This window comes from Streptomyces cyaneochromogenes, assembly GCF_003963535.1.
GTDB classification, from domain to species: Bacteria; Actinomycetota; Actinomycetes; order Streptomycetales; family Streptomycetaceae; genus Streptomyces; species Streptomyces shaanxiensis.
The window spans coordinates 9,783,542-9,800,217 of the sequence record NZ_CP034539.1; the positions used below are offsets into that span (position 1 = coordinate 9,783,542).

Consider the following 16,676-nt stretch of genomic DNA (forward strand, 5'->3'; position numbering starts at 1 on the left):
GGGACGTCCACGACCATGAGCAAGCCGCTGAAGCAGATCCACCTGGCCGCCCACTTCCCCGGCGTCAACAACACCACCGTCTGGAGCGACCCACAGGCGGGCAGCCACGTCGAGTTCAGCTCCTTCGTGCACTTCGCGCGGACCGCCGAACGCGCCAAGTTCGACTTCCTGTTCCTCGCCGAGGGGCTCAGGCTCCGGGAACAGGGCGGGAAGATCTACGACCTGGACGTCGTCGGCCGCCCCGACACCTTCACCGTCCTCGCCGCGCTCGCCGCCGTCACCGAACACCTCGGACTGACCGGCACCATCAACTCCACCTTCAACGAGCCCTACGAGGTCGCCCGCCAGTTCGCCAGCCTCGACCACCTCTCCGGCGGCCGCTCCGCGTGGAACGTCGTCACCTCCTGGGACGCCTTCACCGGCGAGAACTTCCGACGCGGCGGATTCCTGCCGCAGGAGGAGCGCTACTCCCGCGCCAGGGAGTTCCTGGCCACGGCGAACGAACTCTTCGACTCCTGGCACGGCGACGAGATCCTCGCCGACCAGGAGACCGGTGCCTTCCTGCGGGACGCGAAGGCCGGAGCCTTCGTCCACACCGGGCAGCACTTCGACATCCACGGCCGGTTCAACGTCCCGCGCTCCCCGCAGGGCCGCCCGGTGATCTTCCAGGCCGGCGACTCCGAGGAGGGACGCGAGTTCGCCGCCTCCGAAGCCGACGCGATCTTCAGCCGGCACGCAACCCTCGAAGCGGGCCGGGCCTTCTACACCGACGTCAAGAAGCGCCTCGCCAAGTACGGCCGCCGCGACGACCAGTTGCTGATCCTGCCCGCCGCCACCTTCACACTCGCCGACACCGACGCCGAGGCCGAGGAACTGGCCAAGCAGGTGCGCCGCCTGCAGGTCAGCGGCGCCACCGCCCTCAAGCACCTGGAGTTCGTCTGGAACCGGGACCTGTCCGCCTACGATCCGGACGGGCCGCTCCCCGACATCGACCCCGACGTCAGTGACCACCACATCTCCAAGGGCCGTGCCCAGGTCCGCATGTACCGCGACCCGCTGGCCACCGCCCGCGAGTGGCGCGAGCTCGCCGCCGCCAACAACTGGTCGATCCGCGACCTGGTCATCGAGACCGGCAACCGGCAGAACTTCATCGGTTCGGCGGAGACCATCGCCCGCACCATCAACGACTTCGTGCAGGCAGACGCCAGTGACGGCTTCATCCTCGTCCCGCACATCACTCCCGGCGGCCTCGACGAGTTCGCCGACAAGGTCGTCCCGCTGCTCCAGGAACAGGGCGTCTTCCGCACCGAGTACGAGGGCCCGACCCTGCGTCATCAACTGGGCCTGGCCCACCCGGACGACGTATCGGGTGAGCAGCGGGCGGCGTCGTGAAGTTCCTCGCCATCACCCTGATCGTGCACCGCCCGGACCCGGTCACCGCAGTGCACAAGCCGACCCACGACCGGTTCCGCGAGGTCCTCGACAACGCGCTGCTCGCCGAGGAACTGGGCTTCGACGGCTTCGGCGTGGGGGAGCGGCACGAGCGGCCGTTCATCTCGTCCTCACCGACCGTCGTCCTGAGCCACATAGCGGCACTGACCCGGCGCGTCCGGCTGTTCACCGCCGTGACGACCCTCAGCCTCCTGGACCCGGTGCGGGCCTACGAGGACTACGCCACCCTCGACCATCTCGCCGAGGGCCGCCTGGAGTTGATCATCGGCAAGGGCAACGGCGCGGCCCAGCGCGAGCTGTTCCACGTCACGCCCGAGGACCAGTGGGACCGCAACGCCGAGAGCTACGAGGTGTTCCGGCAGATCTGGCGGCAGGACAAGGTCACCGCCAAGACCCGCTTCCGGCCCGAACTGACCGACGCCGAGGTGTGGCCGCGGCCCTACCAGCAGCCCGTCCGGGTCTGGCACGGCAGCGCCACCAGCAGGGAGTCGGTGGACCTGGCCGCCCGCTACGGCGACCCGCTGTTCTCGGCGAACGTCACCCACCCCATAGAGCCGTACGCCGAGTTGATCCGCCACTACCGCGAGCGATGGGAGCACTACGGCCACGACCCGGCCGACATCGCGGTCGGCGCCGGCACGGCCGGACTCCTGGTGACCCGCACCTCCCAGGACGCCCTCGAGGTGTACCGGCCGATCTTCGAGGCGAACCTTGAGTTCCAGCGGCGGTTCGGCCTGCCCGTGGTCTTCGAGACCCTGGAGGACTTCGTCGAGCGCAGCTCCGCGCTGATCGGCAGCCCGCAGCAAGTCATCGAGAAGGTGCACCGCTACCACGAGCAGTTCGGCCACACCGTGCTCCATCTGCACGCGGACGCCAGCGGACTGACGGACACTCAGCACCGCGACTCGCTGGAGCTCTTCCAGGCCGAGGTCGCCCCCGTCCTGCGCCGCGAGATCCCGGACCCGCCCTTCCCCTGGGGACCGGTCCTGCCCGTCACCGAGGAGCCCGCCCATGTCTGACATACCCCTCGGCGTTCTCGACCTGGTGCCGATCCCGTCCGGCTCGACGGCCGCCGACGCCCTGCGCAACTCCATCGACCTCGCCCAGCAGGCCGAGCGCCTCGGCTACGCCCGCTACTGGTTCGCCGAGCACCACCTCAACCCGGGCGTCGCGGGCACGTCCCCCGCGGTCGTGCTCGCGCTGACCGCGTCCGCCACCTCCACGATCCGGCTCGGCTCCGGCGCCGTACAGCTCGGCCACCGCACCGCGCTGAGCACGGTCGAGGAGTTCGGCCTGGTCGACGCCCTGCACCCGGGCCGCCTCGACCTCGGCCTGGGCCGCTCGGGCGGCCGACCGCCGGGAGAGCGGGCCGCCCCGCAGCAGACGGCCACCCCGGTCGTGGACGGCAGGGCCCCGAACGGCCTGCTGATCCCGCCCCGCTTCTCCTTCGAGCGTCTCCTCGGCTCACCCCGGATCGCCCTTCAGCGCAAGCTCCTCCTGCTGCCCGGCGCCGAGTCGCAGGACTACGCCGAGCAGATCGACGACATCCTCGCCCTGCTGGCCGGCACCTACCGCTCCCCGGAAGGCGTCGAGGCGCGCGCCGTGCCGGGCGAGGGCGCCGACGTCGAGCTGTGGATCCTGGGCAGCAGCGGCGGGCAGAGCGCCGAGGCGGCGGGCGCGCGGGGGCTGCGGTTCGCCGCGAACTACCACGTCAGCCCGGCCACGGTGCTGGAGGCGGTGGACGGCTACCGGGCCTTCTTCCAGCCCTCCGACTTCCTCGACAAGCCGTACGTCAGCGTCTCGGCCGACGTGGTCGTGGCGCGGGACGACGCGACGGCCCGTGAGCTCGCCACCGGATACGCGGCCTGGGTCCGCAGCATCCGCACGGCCGAGGGCGCCATCGAGTTCCCGACGCCGGAGCAGGCCCGTGCCCTTGAGTGGGGTGACGAGGACAGCGAACTGGTGCGGGACCGCGTGGACACGCAGTTCGTCGGCTCGCCGGGGCGGGTGGCCGACCGCCTGGAGCAGCTCCAGGAGGCCACCGGGGCCGACGAGTTGCTCATCACGACCATCACCCACGACCACGCCGACCGGGTGAGGTCGTACGAGCTGCTGGCGCAGGAGTGGAGCCGGAGGTGACGGGTCATCGGTGCGCAGGCGGCGCGGGCCGCCTCCTGACACCGTCGGTGACGACGGCCGCGATCCTGTCGGGCAGACGGCGGCCGTCCGCACCGGTGAACCCACCAACGACAGCAACGCCGGGGCGGCGCTGAGCGGCTGTACGGATCGGTAGCCGTCGAGGAGAGCCACGGCGTTCTCCGCGGGGAGCCGGCCGAAGGGGCCGCCAGGCTCGGCGCGGTGCACGCCGGGTCCGCCTCGCCGGGCGTCCTGTACTGCGGCGGCGGCATCTCCGCCGCGTCGCGGGGCCGCCCGCCCTCCGCGGCGGCGTCACGGCCTGCAGGGCCGCGTTACACGGAAGCCACGAACCTGTCATACGCGAGCAGGAATGCCGGTCGAGAGCACGCCGGTTGCCTGGGATATGACTACTGGAGTAGCGCTCCCTCTCCATCATCGGATCGACGGCACGGTGCAGCTCGCGCGGGAGGCCCACGAGGCCGGATTACGTTCCGCGTGGTTCGGACAGACCTTCGCCTACGACTCCCCCTCGCTGGCCGCGATCGTCGGCCGCGAAGCGCCCGGACTGCACGTCGGGACAGCCGCGATCCCCGTCTTCGGCCGCCACCCGCTTCTCGTCTCCAGCCAGGCCCAGACCGCCCAGGCGGCCACCGGCGGCCGCTACCACCTCGGGCTCGCGCTCGGCACCAGAGAGCTGACGGAGACCGGCTTCGGCCTCCCGTACGAGCGCCCCATCCGCCGCCTGCGCGAGTTCCTCACCGCCCTGCGCCAACTCGTCGAAACGGGCAGCGCCGACTTCCACGGAGAGTTGCTGACCGCCACCACACCCCTGTCCGCGGCGGTGCCGGGCGCCGAACCGCCGGTGCCGATCCTGGTCGCGGCCATGGGGCCGCAAGCGCTGCGCGTCTCCGGCGAACTCGCGGACGGCATCCTTCCGTACCTGGCCGGTCCGCGCGCGCTCGCCGAGCACATCGTCCCGGCCGTCACCGCGGCGGCCGAGGCGGCGGGCCGCCCGGCGCCGCGGATCGTGGCGTTCGTTCCCGGCGTGGTCACCGCTGACGCCGAGGCCGTACGGGAGACCGCGACCGAGGCCCTCGCGTTCTACGAGCGGTTCCCCTCCTACCAGCGGGTCATCGAACTCTCCGGTGGCTCCCGGGCCGCCGACCTGGCCGTGATCGGTGACGAGGAGGCCGTCGCCGCCGAGGTGCGGCGATACCGGGACGCCGGGGCGACGGAGGTGGTGTTCACCACGACGGAGCTGGCCGGCGAGGCCGACCGGCTCCGCACCTGGAAGCTGCTGGGAGAGCTGGCAGCCGGCTGAGCTGAGGCGTGCCGCAGTGCGTCGGCCCTCGGCGGCGGCGAGGAACGCCGCCGCCGAGGGGACCCGCGTGCTACGCGATCGGCTTCCGCTCGTGAGGGAGCTTCTCGCCGGCCTCGATCGCTACGGGGAGCCGGTTCTCGGCGGGCGGCAGCGGGCAGGTCGCGAAGTCGGTGTAGGCGCACGGCAGGTTGGTGGCGCGGTTGAAGTCCAGCACCACGGTGCCGTCGGGTCCGGGCGCTTCGACCTGCAGGGCGCGACTGGCCGCGTACGTGGTCACGCCGGAGGTCGCGTCGGTGAACAGCACCATGAGGCTGCCCGGTGCGTGCCCGTTGAACGCGGTCAGACCCAGGGCCTGGCCGTCGTCGATCCGGAATCGGATCCTGCCCGGCGCGTCGTAGACGTGCTGCAGCCCTTCGACGGCGGCGCCCACGGTGATCGGCCGCGGTTGCGGGAACGGCGTGTACGTGCCGGTGACCACCCAGCGGGGGTCCGGCGCGTACGCGGGTGTCCCGGTGAACTCGGTACGCAGCGGATGCTCCGGGTGCCGTGGCCGGATCAGGTCGAGGCCGCCGCGTTTGGCGATCTCGATCACCGCGTCGCCCCAGACGGCGTTGACGCCACCGCGTTCCGGGATGACACCGAACCGGTGCCGCCCGCGCACCGCGGTGCCGTCGACGACGAGTTCCTCGCCCTCGTCGAGCACGACGGTGACGCCGTCGTGGCCCGTCGACCAGGTGCCCGGCGCGTCGGGAAAGCGCTGGGGGTCGGGGGCCAGCCAGTGCAGGCCGGTGACGGCGAGGAATCCGTGCTCATGGGCGAGGGCGGAATCCTTCCGACGATGCCACGCTTCCCATGCGGCGGCGAAGGTCTCGATGCGGGTGGGGGAGTCCTGGACGGTCATGTGTACTCCTGCGGAACACGGGGTGTCGATGGTCGGTGGGGTGCGAGGGAAGGGTCAGGACGGTGAGGCGTCGGTGCCGACCGGAAGCGGGTCGCCCCAGCTCTCCGCGAAGAACGTCTCCGTAAGCGGTCGCCGTTCGCGGGCGGCGGTCTCGCGGTCGCGCAGCTCCTTCGGGAGGAGGTCCGCCGCGGCCAGGGCCCCTATCGCGGTGATGGAGAGTGGCCGGTAGCCGTCCGGAACGCCCAGGGACACGCGCAGCCGTTCAGGGTCGAAGCCGCCCATCTGATGGGCATGCAGTCCCAAGGCATGCGCCTGCACCGAGAGTTGGGCCACCGCCAGACCGGTGTCGTAGGCGGCACCCTGGTGCGGCGTGCCGTCCTCCCGCCGCTCCGCCGCCACCGCCGCGACCAGCAGGGAACTGTTCCCGGCCCACAGCTGGTTGCCGGGCACAAGGGTGGCGAGGAGACGCCGGTACGCCTCGTCGCCGCGCCGTCCGACCAGGAAGCGCCATGGCTGCAGATTGCGGGCGGAGGGCGCCCAGCGGGCCGCCTCCAGGAGGGGCACCAGCTCTTCGTCGGTGATCGTGTGCGTGGCGTCGAACGAGCGCGGGCTCCAGCGGTCGGCGAGCAGCGGGTGGACGGCCACGGCTGTGGTCGCGGTGCGAGGTGACATGCGCTGCCTTTCTTCGGTTCAAGGGCCGCTTACTTCTCGGCGCCGTCGGAGGTTGTCACGAACGCCTGCCGGGGCGTCGTGATTCCCGTGCTGTCGGTGGGGGATCGGCGTGCAGGAGTTCGCGTACGAGCGCGGCGACCTGTTCCACCTCGATCAGGAAGCCGTCGTGGCCGTACGGCGATTCGATCACCCGCAGGTCGTCCGCCGCGGTGATCCCCGCCGCCAGCTCCGCCTGCTGGGACGGCGGGTACAGGCGGTCGGAGCCGACCCCGGCCACGAGGGTCCTGGCGGTCACCCGGCGCAGGGCGGAGCGCACGCCGCCGCGGCCGCGGCCGATGTCGTGGCTGTTCATGGCCTCGGACAGCACGACGTAACTGCCCGCGTCGAAACGACGCGCCAGCTTGGCCGCGTGATGGTCGAGGTAGGACCCCACCTGGTACCGGCCGCCGCTCCAGGGATCCTCCTCGCCCTGGGGCAAGCGGCCGAAGCGGAACTGGAGTTCCGGCTCGCTGCGGTACGTGACATGAGCGATCCGCCGGGCCAGACCGAGCCCGGCCTGGGGATCGGATCCCGCGCCGTGGTAGTGGCCGCCGCGCCAGTTCGGGTCGGAGCGGACGGCGTGCAGCTGGATGTCCGCCCAGGCGATCTGCTCGGCGCTCGACGCGGCCGTCGTGGCGAGCAGCAGGAGGGCGTCCGTCCGCTCGGGATACGCCACCGCCCACTCCAGCGCCCGCATCCCGCCCATCGAACCGCCGACCACCAGGGCCCACCTCCCGATCCCCAGCGCATCGGCCAGTCCGGCCTCGGCCACCACCTGGTCACGTTGCGTCAGGAAGGGAAAGTCCCCGCCCCAGGGCCGGCCCGACGGGCCCGCGCAGGACGGGCCGGTACTGCCCTGACAGCCACCGAGCACGTTCGGCGCCACGACGAACCAGCGGTCCGTGTCGAGCGCGCGCCCGGGGCCGACGAGCCCGTCCCACCAACCGGGCGTGGGATGACCCGGCTCGACGGGCCCGGCCACATGGCTGTCGCCGGTGAGGGCGTGCAGCACCAGCACCGCGTTGGACCGGTCCGGCGCGAGCTGCCCCCAGGTCTCGAACGCCAGCCGCACACCGGGCAGTTCACCGCCGGCCTCCAACGGAAGCGGGCCCTCGCGCGCGTACCACCGGCGACGCCCGGGCGGGTCCCCCTCCCGCCAGGCCCCGGAGGCCGGCGGGAGGGGGACCTGCGACGGTGTCAGTACGGTGTTCAGGACGCGCCCTTCGCCGCGCGGAACCCGGCCTCCAGGTCCGCCTTGAGGTCGACGAGGTTCTCGATGCCCACGGACAGACGCACCAGGCCGGGGGAGGTGCCGGTGGCCGCCAGCTGGTTCTCGTCGAGCTGGCTGTGGGTGGTCGACGCCGGGTGGATGATGAGGCTGCGTACGTCGCCGATGTTGGCGAGATGGCTGAACAGCTCGACCGCGTCCACGAACCGCTTCCCCGCCTCGACCCCGTCCCGCAGCTCGAAGGAGACCACGGCACCCGCGCCGCGCGGCAGGTACGTCTGGCCCGCCGCAAACCAGCGGCTGGACTCCAGTCCCGGGTAGTGGACGGCGGCGACCTCGTCACGCTGCTCCAGCCACTGCGCCAGGGCCTGGGCGTTCGCCGAGTGCCGCTCGATGCGCAGACTGAGCGTCTCCACGCCCTGCAGCAGCAGGAAGGCGGAGTGCGGCGAGAGGGCGGGCCCGAGGTCGCGCAGCAACTGCACGCGCAGCTTGACGGCGAAGGCGCCCGGCCCGAGCGCCGGCCAGTACCGCAGACCGTGGTAGCTGGGGTCGGGATCGGTGAAGTCGGGGAACCGCTCCTCGTGCGCGCCGAAGTCGAAGGTGCCGCCGTCGACGACCACACCCGCGATGGCGGTGCCGTGCCCGCCCAGGAACTTGGTCGCCGAGTGCACCACGATGTCGGCGCCGTGCTCGATGGGCCGCAGGAGATAGGGAGTCGGGACCGTGTTGTCCACGATCAGCGGCACTCCCGCCTCGTGCGCCACGTCCGCGACCGCCCGCACGTCCAGCACGTTGCCGCGCGGATTGCCCAGCGTCTCCGCGAACAGCGCCTTGGTGTGGGGCCGGATCGCCGCCCGCCAGGCCTCGAAGTCGTCCGGGTCGTCCACGAAGGACACCTCGATGCCCAGCTTCGGCAGCGTGTGCCGGAACAGGTTGTACGAGCCGCCGTACAGCGACGTACTGGAGACGATGTGGTCCCCGGAGCTCGCCAGCGTGAGGATCGCCAGCGTCTCGGCGGCCTGCCCGGAGGACAGCGCCACGGCCGCCACCCCGCCCTCCAGGGCGGCGATGCGCTGCTCGAAGACGTCCTGGGTGGGGTTGTGGATGCGGGTGTAGATGTTGCCCGGCTCGGCGAGCGAGAACAGGTCGGCGGCGTGCTGGGTGTCCCGGAACACGAAGGACGTCGTCTGGTAGATCGGCGTCGCGCGGGCGCCGGTCGTCGGGTCCGGCACGGCACCGGCGTGAATCTGCCTGGTCTCGAAGGACCACGCCGAGGTGTCGGGTCCGGAGGGCGCGTCCTCGGGGGTGTGGCCTGCGGTGACGGAGTCGATGGGCTGGCTCATGGTTCTCCCTGGTGCGGGTACGGCGCTGCCGTGGGTGCGGGGGAAGCGAGGAAACCGCAGGCTGAGGAGGTGTGCCCGGGCGCGGGCAGCGGTCAGCGCGGTGTGGTGGGACTGGCTGTTCGAACGCCGAGGGAAAGCCGGAAGGCCTGAGAAAGGCTCGTCCGATGCCCGAGGGGGCTGGTCGAACGCCGGAGGGCGGAGTCAGCTCACGGCGGAACAACCCGTGGTGGTGACACGCACGTAGTCGACGTGGCGGCGGGTCACGAGCACGGTCATGGAGCCAGGTAACCACACCGGGGCAGGCGCGCACCAGCACACCGGGCGCGGGCCGCCGATCGAGGCGCACAGTGGACGCACCCTGCCGGGTGTGCTTTGATCCGGCCTATGGAAACCACTGGCCAGGCACACACGGTGCTGCTCGACCCGTTCTGGGTGAGCCGCCGCGCCGACCAGTTCGACGAGGTCTGTTGCTGATCGCCGTTCGACGGCCGACGACCCCGACACTTCTCTCCTGTCCCACCCCGCTCTCGGCGCACCCTTCGGGCAACTGACCTACCCGGCAGCCCCGTTGCGGCGTGCCGCCGTGACCGGTCGGCTGCCCCCACGAAGGAACAACCCATGGCCCAGCCCACAGCCCTGCCCGTGATCGACATCTCCCGCTTCCGCGCCCCGGACACGGACTGCGAGGCATACCTCGCCGAACTCCGTTCCGCGGCCCACGAGGTGGGCTTCTTCTACGTCACCGGGCACGGTGTCCCCGCATCGCTGCAAGGCGAGATCCTCGGTGCGGCCCGCACCTTCTTCGCGTTGCCGGAGGAACGGCGGCTGGAGATCGAGAACATCAACTCCGCACAGTTCCGCGGCTACACGCGCACCGGGACCGAGTACACCGAGGGCAACGCCGACTGGCGCGAGCAGATCGACATCGGCCCGGAACGCGCGGCGCTCGACACGGGCCCCGGCGACCCCGACTACCTGCGCCTGATCGGCCCCAACCAATGGCCGTCCGCGCAGCCGGAGCTGCGGGACATCGTCCTGCGCTGGCAGGCGGAGGCGCTCCGCGTGAGCCGCGAGGTGCTGCGTGCTCTGGCAGCCGCGCTGGGACAGGACGAGGGTTACTTCGACCAGTGGTTCGACGACGAGGCGGCCGTCCACGTCAAGATCGTCCACTACCCGCCGCGCGCCGCCCAGGACGCCGACCAGGGAGTGGGCGCACACAAGGACTACGGCTACCTGGCCCTCCTGCAGCAGGACGAGGTCGGCGGGCTCCAGGTGCAGCGCGAGGACGGCGAGTGGATCGACGCCGCGCCGGTGCCCGGCGCCTTCGTGTTCAACATCGGCGAGATGCTGGAGATCGCCACCCAGGGCTATCTGAAGGCCACTCGGCACCGGGTCGTCAGCCCACAGGCGGGCGTCGACCGCTACTCCATCCCGTTCTTCCTGGGTCCCCGCCTCGACGCCGTCGTCGAGCCTCTGCACCTGCCGGCGGAGCTGGCCTCGCGCGGTCGCGGTGTCACCGACGATCCGAACAACCCCCTTCTGGCGGCCTACGGCGAGAACGCCGTCGTCGGCTGGCTCCGCTCGCATCCACGGGTGGCCGACCGCTGGTGGGCGGACGTCCTGGTCAGACAGGGTGCCGCCCGATGACGACCACCCAACACCACGGCGGGGGCTGGCAGTTCGAGACGCGGCAGGTGCACGCGGGCGCCGTGCCGGACCCCACCACGGGCGCGCGGGCCGTGCCGATCCACCAGACGACCGGCTACGTCTACCGGGACACCGCGCACGCCGCCGCGGCGTTCGAACTGGCCGACCTCACCACCCACGCCTACACCAGGCTGTCCAACCCGGCCACGGCTGTGGCCGAGGAGCGCATAGCGGCGCTGGAGGGCGGATCGGCGGCCGTCGCCGTGGCCAGCGGCCAGGCAGCGACCTCGCTCGCGCTGCTGAACCTGGCCCGCACCGGCGACCACATCGTCGCCTCGTCCTCGCTCTACGGCGGCACCCGCACCCTCCTGGAGCACACGTTCGCCGACTTCGTTATCGACGGCGACTCTTCATGGCCGGGATGGCCGTCTCTCTCCTGGCCGGGATGACGGCGGCCACCGGCGGGGGAGCCGGGCCCGTGATCGGCGCGCGGCTGGTGCAGGGCGCCGCGGCCGGCCTCGTCAACTCCCAGGTGATCGGCACCATTCAGGACGTCTTCCGCGGTCCGGCCCGCGGTCGTGCACTGGGCATGTACGCGGTCACATCCGGCGTCGCCGTGGCGCTCGGCCCGCCACTCGGGGGTGCGCTCATCGCCGGACTCGGCGCCGAGACGGGCTGGCTGTCCTGCCTCCTGCTGAGCGCACCCTGCGCGGTGGCCACCCTGGCCCTCGCGGCCCGCCTGCTCCCACCGCCCCGGCGCACCGCCAAGAACTCCCGGCTGGACCGCTGTCCGGCGTGCCCTGGCGGTCCTCTTCGCCGTGCACCAGCGACTGCGCGTGCGCCAAGGCCGTGAGCCGCTGGTCCGTCCCGGGCTGATGTCTTCGAGGCCCTACCTGCTGGGCACCGCTGTCGCCATGGCCCAGTTCGGCGCCTCGCTGGCCGCGTCGCTCGTGCTCACCGTCTTTCTGCAGGACGGACTCGGGCTGTCCGCCCTTCTCACGGCGGCCGTCACGCTCGCCTCGGCCGTCGCCATGGGCGTACCTCAGGGCTCGCTTGGCGCCTGGTGCGGCGGATCGGACCGTGCACGGTGACCGTCGGCCTCGTCCTGGGGGTCGGTGCCGCGCCGGCCGGGGCGGTGGTCGCGCTCTGCGTGCCGATGGCGGCGCTGCCGGTGGCACTCGCCGGAACGCAACTGGTGGCCGGCGCCGCCTCGGGACTGAGCGTGTCGCCCAACCAGACCCAAGTGCTCCAGCACGCCCCCGCGGAAGCCGCCGGAGTGGGCGGCGGCATCCTGCAGATGGCCCAGCGCATCGCGGCGGCCGTCTGCTTCAGCGCCGTCTCCGCGGTCCACCTGCACACCGCACCCGGCCCGCCGCAGGGCAGCCACTCCCGGGCCGGCTACGCCCTGGCCTCCTGCGTCTGCGCCGGCCTGCTCGCCGTAGCCCTGGTCCTGTCACCGCTGCGCCGGGCAGCCACACGAACCGATCCGGCAGCACGCCGAGGGACAGGGGCGTGGGCAGAGCCCTGTTCACCCCTCCGGCCCCCCTCCCCGCGCACCTGACCCACCCTCATGCCGCAGCGGCCGCCCCGGCCCCAACCAGGCGCCGTCCCCGTCACGCATGTACGGCCGCACGCAGGGAACCGGTCAAGGGACGCGGTCGTGGCGCAGCTCCTCAGGTGGCCCGAAGGGCACCGCGGCGCGAAGATCGGCGCAGCAGAGGAGACAGGAGGGAGCGCGATCGCCGCGACAGGTCGCACGGTCGGGCAGCGCGCCGAGACCGTTCGCGACGACGTGGCTCGCACACGGCGGCGATCGCTTCGGCCATCGGTATCGTCCGCCCCGACGCACCGGCCCACGGCACCGCAGCCGCGAGGAGGAGGATCACCATGGCCGATCACCGGCAGGGGACCGAGCCGGGCGGCGAATCCGCGGCGCGGGCGCCGCAGGGGCACGGGGCGAGCGCACGGGAGACCGTGCGGCTCGCGGTGGTCGTCGGTGCCCTCGGCGTGGTCTTCGGCGACATCGGGACCAGCCCGATCTACACCATCCAGACCGTGTTCAACCCCGACGACCCGCACCCCGTCCCGGTCAGCACGGACAACGTGTACGGGGTGGTGTCCCTGGTGTTCTGGTCCGTGATGATCATCGTGACGGTCACCTATGTACTGCTCGCGATGCGCGCCGACAACGACGGCGAGGGCGGCATCATGGCGCTCATCACCCTGCTGCGGCGCTGGAACGCCCAGCGCGGCCGCAGAGCCGCCGTCGTCCTGGCCGCGCTCGGTATCTTCGGCGCGTCGCTCTTCTTCGGCGACAGCATGATCACCCCGGCCATCTCGGTGCTGTCGGCGGTCGAGGGGCTCAAGGTCGTCGAGCCGTCGCTGGAGGACGCGGTCGTGCCCATCACCGCGGTGATCATCGTGCTGCTGTTCCTGGTGCAGCGCCGGGGAACCGCGGCGGTGGGCAGGATCTTCGGGCCCGTGATGATCGCCTGGTTCGTGGCGATCGGCGCGTGCGGCGTCGTCGGCATCACCGACCACCCGGACATCCTCAAGGCGCTGTCGCCGACGTACGCGTGGGGCTTCCTGTTCGGCCACTGGGGCACCGCCTTCTTCGCCCTGGCCGCGATCGTCCTGTCGGTCACCGGCGCCGAGGCGCTGTACGCGGACATGGGGCACTTCGGCCGCCGGGCGATCACCCGGGGCTGGCTGGTCCTCGTCCTGCCCTCCTGTGTGCTCAGCTACATGGGTCAGGGTGCGCTGATCCTCGACGACCCGGCGAACATCAGCAGCCCGTTCTTCCTGCTCGTGCCCGACTGGGGGCGCTGGCCGATGGTCCTGCTGGCGACGGCGGCCACCGTGATCGCCTCCCAGGCGGTGATCACCGGCGCGTACTCCGTCGCCTCCCAGGCGGCCAAGCTCGGCTACCTGCCGCGGCTGCGCATCGCGCACACCTCCGAGTCGACCATCGGCCAGATCTACGTCCCCTGGATCAACTGGCTGCTGATGGTCTCGGTCCTCACCCTGGTCTTCGCCTTCCGCTCCTCGGAGGCGCTGGCCTACGCGTTCGGCATGGCGGTCACCGGCACCATCACCATCACCACCCTGCTCTTCTTCTACGTCGCCCGCGCCAAGTGGGGAACGCCCAAGTGGCTGCTCGCCGTCGGCGGGGGCGTGCTCCTCCTCGTGGACCTGCTGTTCGTGGCGGCCAACATGACCAAGCTGGTGCACGGAGCGTGGCTGCCGCTGCTGATCGGCCTCACGGCCTTCACCGTCATGACGACCTGGCAGCGCGGCCGTGAACTGGTCACCGCGGCACGGGCGCGCGCTGAAGGGCCGCTGCCCGAGTTCGTCGACGACCTGCGCAGCGGCAAGGCCGCGACGCGCCAGGTCCCCGGCACGGCCGTCTTCCTCAACCGGGGCAAGGAGACCACCCCGTTGGCCATGCGGGCCAACGTCGAGCACAACCACGTCCGGCACGAGCAGGTCGTGATCCTCGCCCTGCAGACCGAGCCGGTGCCCCGGGTCCCGGCCGACCAGCGGGTCGTCGTGGACGACCTGGGCTACGCCGACGACGGGATCATCCACGTCACCGCCCGGTTCGGCTACATGGACATCCCGGACGTGCCCGGCACCCTGGCGCTCCTCGACCCGTCCGCGACCGAAGGGCCGTTGCGGCTCGACGACGCTTCCTACTTCCTGTCGAAGATCGAGCTGCGGCGCGGCAAGGCACGCACCATGGCGCCCTGGCGCAAGCGGCTGTTCATCGCCACGTCCTACATCACGGCCGACGCCGCCGAGTACTTCAGCCTCCCGCGCGACCGCACGGTCATCATGGGCTCGCACATCGAGGTGTAGCCGCGCCGCGGAAGGCATGGTCCGCGCCCGCACCGGCGGACGCGGACCACATGGCCGTCAGTTCGACTTCCACCAGGCCGCGGCGGTCTCACGCAGGGTGTTGGTTCCGCAGTGCACCTCGCCCATGCCCAGGTGGTAGGTGTACCAGTCGTCGATGTACGACACCTTCAGACCGACTCGCGTGTACACGGCCGTGACGGCCCGCGTGAAGATGTCCTCGCCGCCGATGACGGGGCCCCACTGGCGCGGGGCGAGATAGCGGTCGCGGGCGAGCAGGACACCGTTGACGGCGCCGGGGACGTAGGCGCTCGTCGGGACCGCGGCGGCCCGGCCTGCGGAGGCGCGGTGGTCATCAGCGAGCCATTGCTGCTGGCCGTACCTGCCGAGCGCGTCCACGAGCGCCGGGTCGCCGCCCATCCGCGTCAGACGCGGCACGGACACCTCCTGCCCGTCGGCCGACGACATCTCGGCCTCCCGGGTGTACAGGGCCGGCACGCGCACGATCTCCTCGTCGGTGACGCCCGTCTCGCGCTTGAGGATGTCGAGGTTGGCCGCGATGCGCTGAGCGGCCATGGTGTTGTCGGCCACGAAGTGCCGGGCGGCGAGGGCCTGGTCGATGGTCTCCTTCGGCGCCGGCTGGTCGCCCCGGCGGGGAACGGAGAACATCCTGGTCCCGCCGTGGCCGTCCCGCTGCGCGTCGCGCAGGAGCTTCAGCCCGGCCTGCGGGTCGGCGACCCCGATCCGCCAGCCGCGCGGGGTGTCCGCGGGCAGGAACTGCACGAACTCGTCGACGTGGCCGACGCCCAGCCACGAGGTGTCCAGCAGGAGCGGGTCCTGCAGGCCCTGGGACTTCAGCAGGGTGCGCATCGCCTGCGCGGGCTTGGAACCGGTGTCCTTGCGGTGGCCCATGACGATGCGGCCGGCCGGGAAGGAGCGCCCGCCGTGCGTGTAGGGCGGAACGGTCTCCAGGTTCCCCATCGAGTTGAGCGTCCACTCCTCCGAGTCGCGCACGCCGGAGACCTGCACCACGCCGACGTCGCGGCCGCGCACCTTCTCGAACAGCTCCCGGCCCGCCTCCCGGTCGGGCTGCGCCGAGCGCAGCATCACGCGCATCGCCTGCCGGCGCCCGCCCGGGCCGGTCATGCTGACGTAGGCCGGCTCGACGAAGTCCTGCGCCCAGATGTCGCCGTACTTGTCGAAGGTCACGAGCGGCTTGGTGATCCCGGCGCGCCGCACCTCGGTCTGCAGGTTCTTCACGAACTGCCGGTAGGGCTGGTCGGCGGCGCTGTCGCCGGGCACCTTGGTGACCATGACCTGCTGGGTGTTCTGCAGGTGGTGGTGGGTCAGGAGCGGGGCGACGCGCAGGGTGACCGCGTCGGACGTGGTCCGGCCGGCGGACGTCACGTTCAACCGGATCACCGCCCGGCCGTCCCACTTCGCGGTGTCCCGGATGATGTCGGTGGCCTCGACGCCGAACTCCACGCCGGAGCGCAACTCCGCCGCCGACAGCCGGGTGCCGGCCGTGACCAGGACCCAGCCACCGGAGCGCTTGAGGAAGACCCGGGTGTACTTGGCCCCGGCCGTCACCTGCACGCTGCCCTTCGCCCCGGACGCCAGGCCCGGCATCGGCACCGAGCGGACCCGGGCGAGATCGGCGGCGTCGGCACTCCCGTTGACCTTCTTGTCGGAGGCGTCGTTGCAGGCGGCCAGCTTGGCGTCGGACAACGGCCGCCCGCCCGGGCCCTTGACCGGGCAGCGCTCGGTGTCGTCGTCGAGGTTGGGGAGGTGAACCGCTCCCCGGCCGACGGACCATCTGTCCTCGCCGGCCGTGTCGGTGTCACCGGTGATGTCGACCCGGCCGTCGCGGTCGACGTCCGCGCGGAGATCGGCGGTCCCGGCCGAGGGTGCCGCGACGGCGGGGGAGAGCGGGGAGGCGAGCACCGAGCCCGCCGCGGTGAGGGCGAGGAGCACCTGCCCCGCAGAGGTCGTGTGTATACGCGTACGTGTGCGCACGGCGTATCCCTTTCAGGTGGGGGGTGTTTCGCCGTGCAAGAGGGGGAACGCACGCTGTGCGTTCAC

At 72.0% G+C, this 16,676-nt stretch carries 14 protein-coding genes and 1 pseudogene; 10 read left to right on the forward strand and 5 right to left on the reverse strand.

From position 1 onward, the window contains the following. Window positions 1-15: 15 nt before the first annotated feature. The 4 genes from EJ357_RS43905 (at window position 16) to EJ357_RS43920 (ending at window position 4,909) form a co-directional block, all read left to right on the forward strand. Window positions 16-1,392, forward strand: coding sequence for an NtaA/DmoA family FMN-dependent monooxygenase (locus EJ357_RS43905; RefSeq protein ID WP_126397871.1), 1,377 nt, complete (start codon window positions 16-18; stop codon window positions 1,390-1,392). Beyond that, window positions 1,389-2,471: an LLM class flavin-dependent oxidoreductase gene (locus EJ357_RS43910; RefSeq protein ID WP_126397873.1), complete on the forward strand. Its 1,083-nt coding sequence runs from the start codon at window positions 1,389-1,391 to the stop codon at window positions 2,469-2,471. Before EJ357_RS43905 ends, EJ357_RS43910 begins: the two co-directional genes overlap by 4 nt. Then, window positions 2,464-3,591 (forward strand): LLM class flavin-dependent oxidoreductase, encoded by a 1,128-nt coding sequence (locus tag EJ357_RS43915; RefSeq protein ID WP_126397875.1) that lies wholly within the window; start codon window positions 2,464-2,466, stop codon window positions 3,589-3,591. Before EJ357_RS43910 ends, EJ357_RS43915 begins: the two co-directional genes overlap by 8 nt. A gap of 400 nt (window positions 3,592-3,991) precedes the next feature. After that, a complete protein-coding gene (locus EJ357_RS43920) occupies window positions 3,992-4,909 on the forward strand; it encodes an LLM class F420-dependent oxidoreductase (protein WP_175647748.1) in 918 nt (305 codons plus the stop codon). Window positions 4,910-4,979: 70 nt separating this feature from the next. Here EJ357_RS43920 and EJ357_RS43925 read toward each other — a convergent pair whose 3' ends face one another. The 4 genes from EJ357_RS43925 to EJ357_RS43940 are packed head-to-tail and all read right to left on the reverse strand — an operon-like array spanning window position 4,980 to window position 9,092. Then, window positions 4,980-5,810 (reverse strand): DUF1684 domain-containing protein, encoded by an 831-nt coding sequence (locus tag EJ357_RS43925; RefSeq protein ID WP_126397879.1) that lies wholly within the window; start codon window positions 5,808-5,810, stop codon window positions 4,980-4,982. Window positions 5,811-5,864: 54 nt separating this feature from the next. Beyond that, window positions 5,865-6,482, reverse strand: coding sequence for a nitroreductase family protein (locus EJ357_RS43930; RefSeq protein ID WP_126397881.1), 618 nt, complete (start codon window positions 6,480-6,482; stop codon window positions 5,865-5,867). 55 nt (window positions 6,483-6,537) lie between these two features. Further along, the gene (gene metX / locus EJ357_RS43935) at window positions 6,538-7,734 is read right to left on the reverse strand and encodes a homoserine O-acetyltransferase MetX (protein WP_175647889.1); all 1,197 of its coding nucleotides are present in this window, start codon (window positions 7,732-7,734) and stop codon (window positions 6,538-6,540) included. Then, window positions 7,731-9,092 (reverse strand): bifunctional o-acetylhomoserine/o-acetylserine sulfhydrylase, encoded by a 1,362-nt coding sequence (locus EJ357_RS43940; protein WP_126397884.1) that lies wholly within the window; start codon window positions 9,090-9,092, stop codon window positions 7,731-7,733. The genes metX and EJ357_RS43940 overlap by 4 nt, the downstream gene beginning before the upstream one ends. 618 nt (window positions 9,093-9,710) lie before the next feature. Between EJ357_RS43940 and EJ357_RS43945 the strand changes: the two genes are divergently transcribed. From EJ357_RS43945 to EJ357_RS43960, 6 genes and pseudogenes are all read left to right on the forward strand, one after another. Continuing rightward, a complete protein-coding gene (locus EJ357_RS43945) occupies window positions 9,711-10,739 on the forward strand; it encodes an isopenicillin N synthase family dioxygenase (protein WP_126397886.1) in 1,029 nt (342 codons plus the stop codon). Next, window positions 10,736-11,140 (forward strand): annotated as a pseudogene (locus tag EJ357_RS43950) (PLP-dependent transferase); the annotation flags it as partial. The gene EJ357_RS43945 and the pseudogene EJ357_RS43950, both read left to right, overlap by 4 nt. 20 nt (window positions 11,141-11,160) lie before the next feature. Next, window positions 11,161-11,592, forward strand: a complete 432-nt coding sequence (locus EJ357_RS49865; RefSeq protein ID WP_228472794.1) for an MFS transporter — start codon at window positions 11,161-11,163, stop codon at window positions 11,590-11,592. A 22-nt stretch (window positions 11,593-11,614) separates the two neighbouring features. Continuing rightward, the gene (locus tag EJ357_RS49870; RefSeq protein ID WP_228472795.1) at window positions 11,615-11,830 is read left to right on the forward strand and encodes a hypothetical protein; all 216 of its coding nucleotides are present in this window, start codon (window positions 11,615-11,617) and stop codon (window positions 11,828-11,830) included. Beyond that, window positions 11,827-12,300, forward strand: coding sequence for an MFS transporter (locus tag EJ357_RS49875; RefSeq protein WP_228472796.1), 474 nt, complete (start codon window positions 11,827-11,829; stop codon window positions 12,298-12,300). Before EJ357_RS49870 ends, EJ357_RS49875 begins: the two co-directional genes overlap by 4 nt. A 326-nt stretch (window positions 12,301-12,626) precedes the next feature. Then, on the forward strand, window positions 12,627-14,597 hold the full coding sequence (locus EJ357_RS43960; RefSeq protein ID WP_126397888.1) for a potassium transporter Kup: 1,971 nt from the start codon (window positions 12,627-12,629) through the stop codon (window positions 14,595-14,597). A 57-nt stretch (window positions 14,598-14,654) separates the two neighbouring features. Here the strand turns inward: EJ357_RS43960 and EJ357_RS43965 are convergent, their stop codons facing one another. After that, window positions 14,655-16,610, reverse strand: a complete 1,956-nt coding sequence (locus EJ357_RS43965) for a protein-arginine deiminase domain-containing protein (RefSeq protein ID WP_228472797.1) — start codon at window positions 16,608-16,610, stop codon at window positions 14,655-14,657. Window positions 16,611-16,676 lie beyond the last annotated feature (66 nt).

Bases quoted from the DNA above. Each gene is read 5' to 3' on its own strand.
- EJ357_RS43945 (WP_126397886.1), top strand. From the start codon at position 9,711: ATGGCCCAGCCCACAGCCCTGCCCGTGATCGACATCTCCCGCTTCCGC.
- EJ357_RS43930 (WP_126397881.1), bottom strand. From the start codon at position 6,482: ATGTCACCTCGCACCGCGACCACAGCCGTGGCCGTCCACCCGCTGCTC.
- EJ357_RS49870 (WP_228472795.1), top strand. From the start codon at position 11,615: ATGTCTTCGAGGCCCTACCTGCTGGGCACCGCTGTCGCCATGGCCCAG.
- EJ357_RS43920 (WP_175647748.1), top strand. From the start codon at position 3,992: ATGACTACTGGAGTAGCGCTCCCTCTCCATCATCGGATCGACGGCACG.
- EJ357_RS43940 (WP_126397884.1), bottom strand. From the start codon at position 9,092: ATGAGCCAGCCCATCGACTCCGTCACCGCAGGCCACACCCCCGAGGAC.
- EJ357_RS43905 (WP_126397871.1), top strand. From the start codon at position 16: ATGAGCAAGCCGCTGAAGCAGATCCACCTGGCCGCCCACTTCCCCGGC.
- EJ357_RS43960 (WP_126397888.1), top strand. From the start codon at position 12,627: ATGGCCGATCACCGGCAGGGGACCGAGCCGGGCGGCGAATCCGCGGCG.
- EJ357_RS43915 (WP_126397875.1), top strand. From the start codon at position 2,464: ATGTCTGACATACCCCTCGGCGTTCTCGACCTGGTGCCGATCCCGTCC.
- EJ357_RS49865 (WP_228472794.1), top strand. From the start codon at position 11,161: ATGGCCGTCTCTCTCCTGGCCGGGATGACGGCGGCCACCGGCGGGGGA.
- EJ357_RS43925 (WP_126397879.1), bottom strand. From the start codon at position 5,810: ATGACCGTCCAGGACTCCCCCACCCGCATCGAGACCTTCGCCGCCGCA.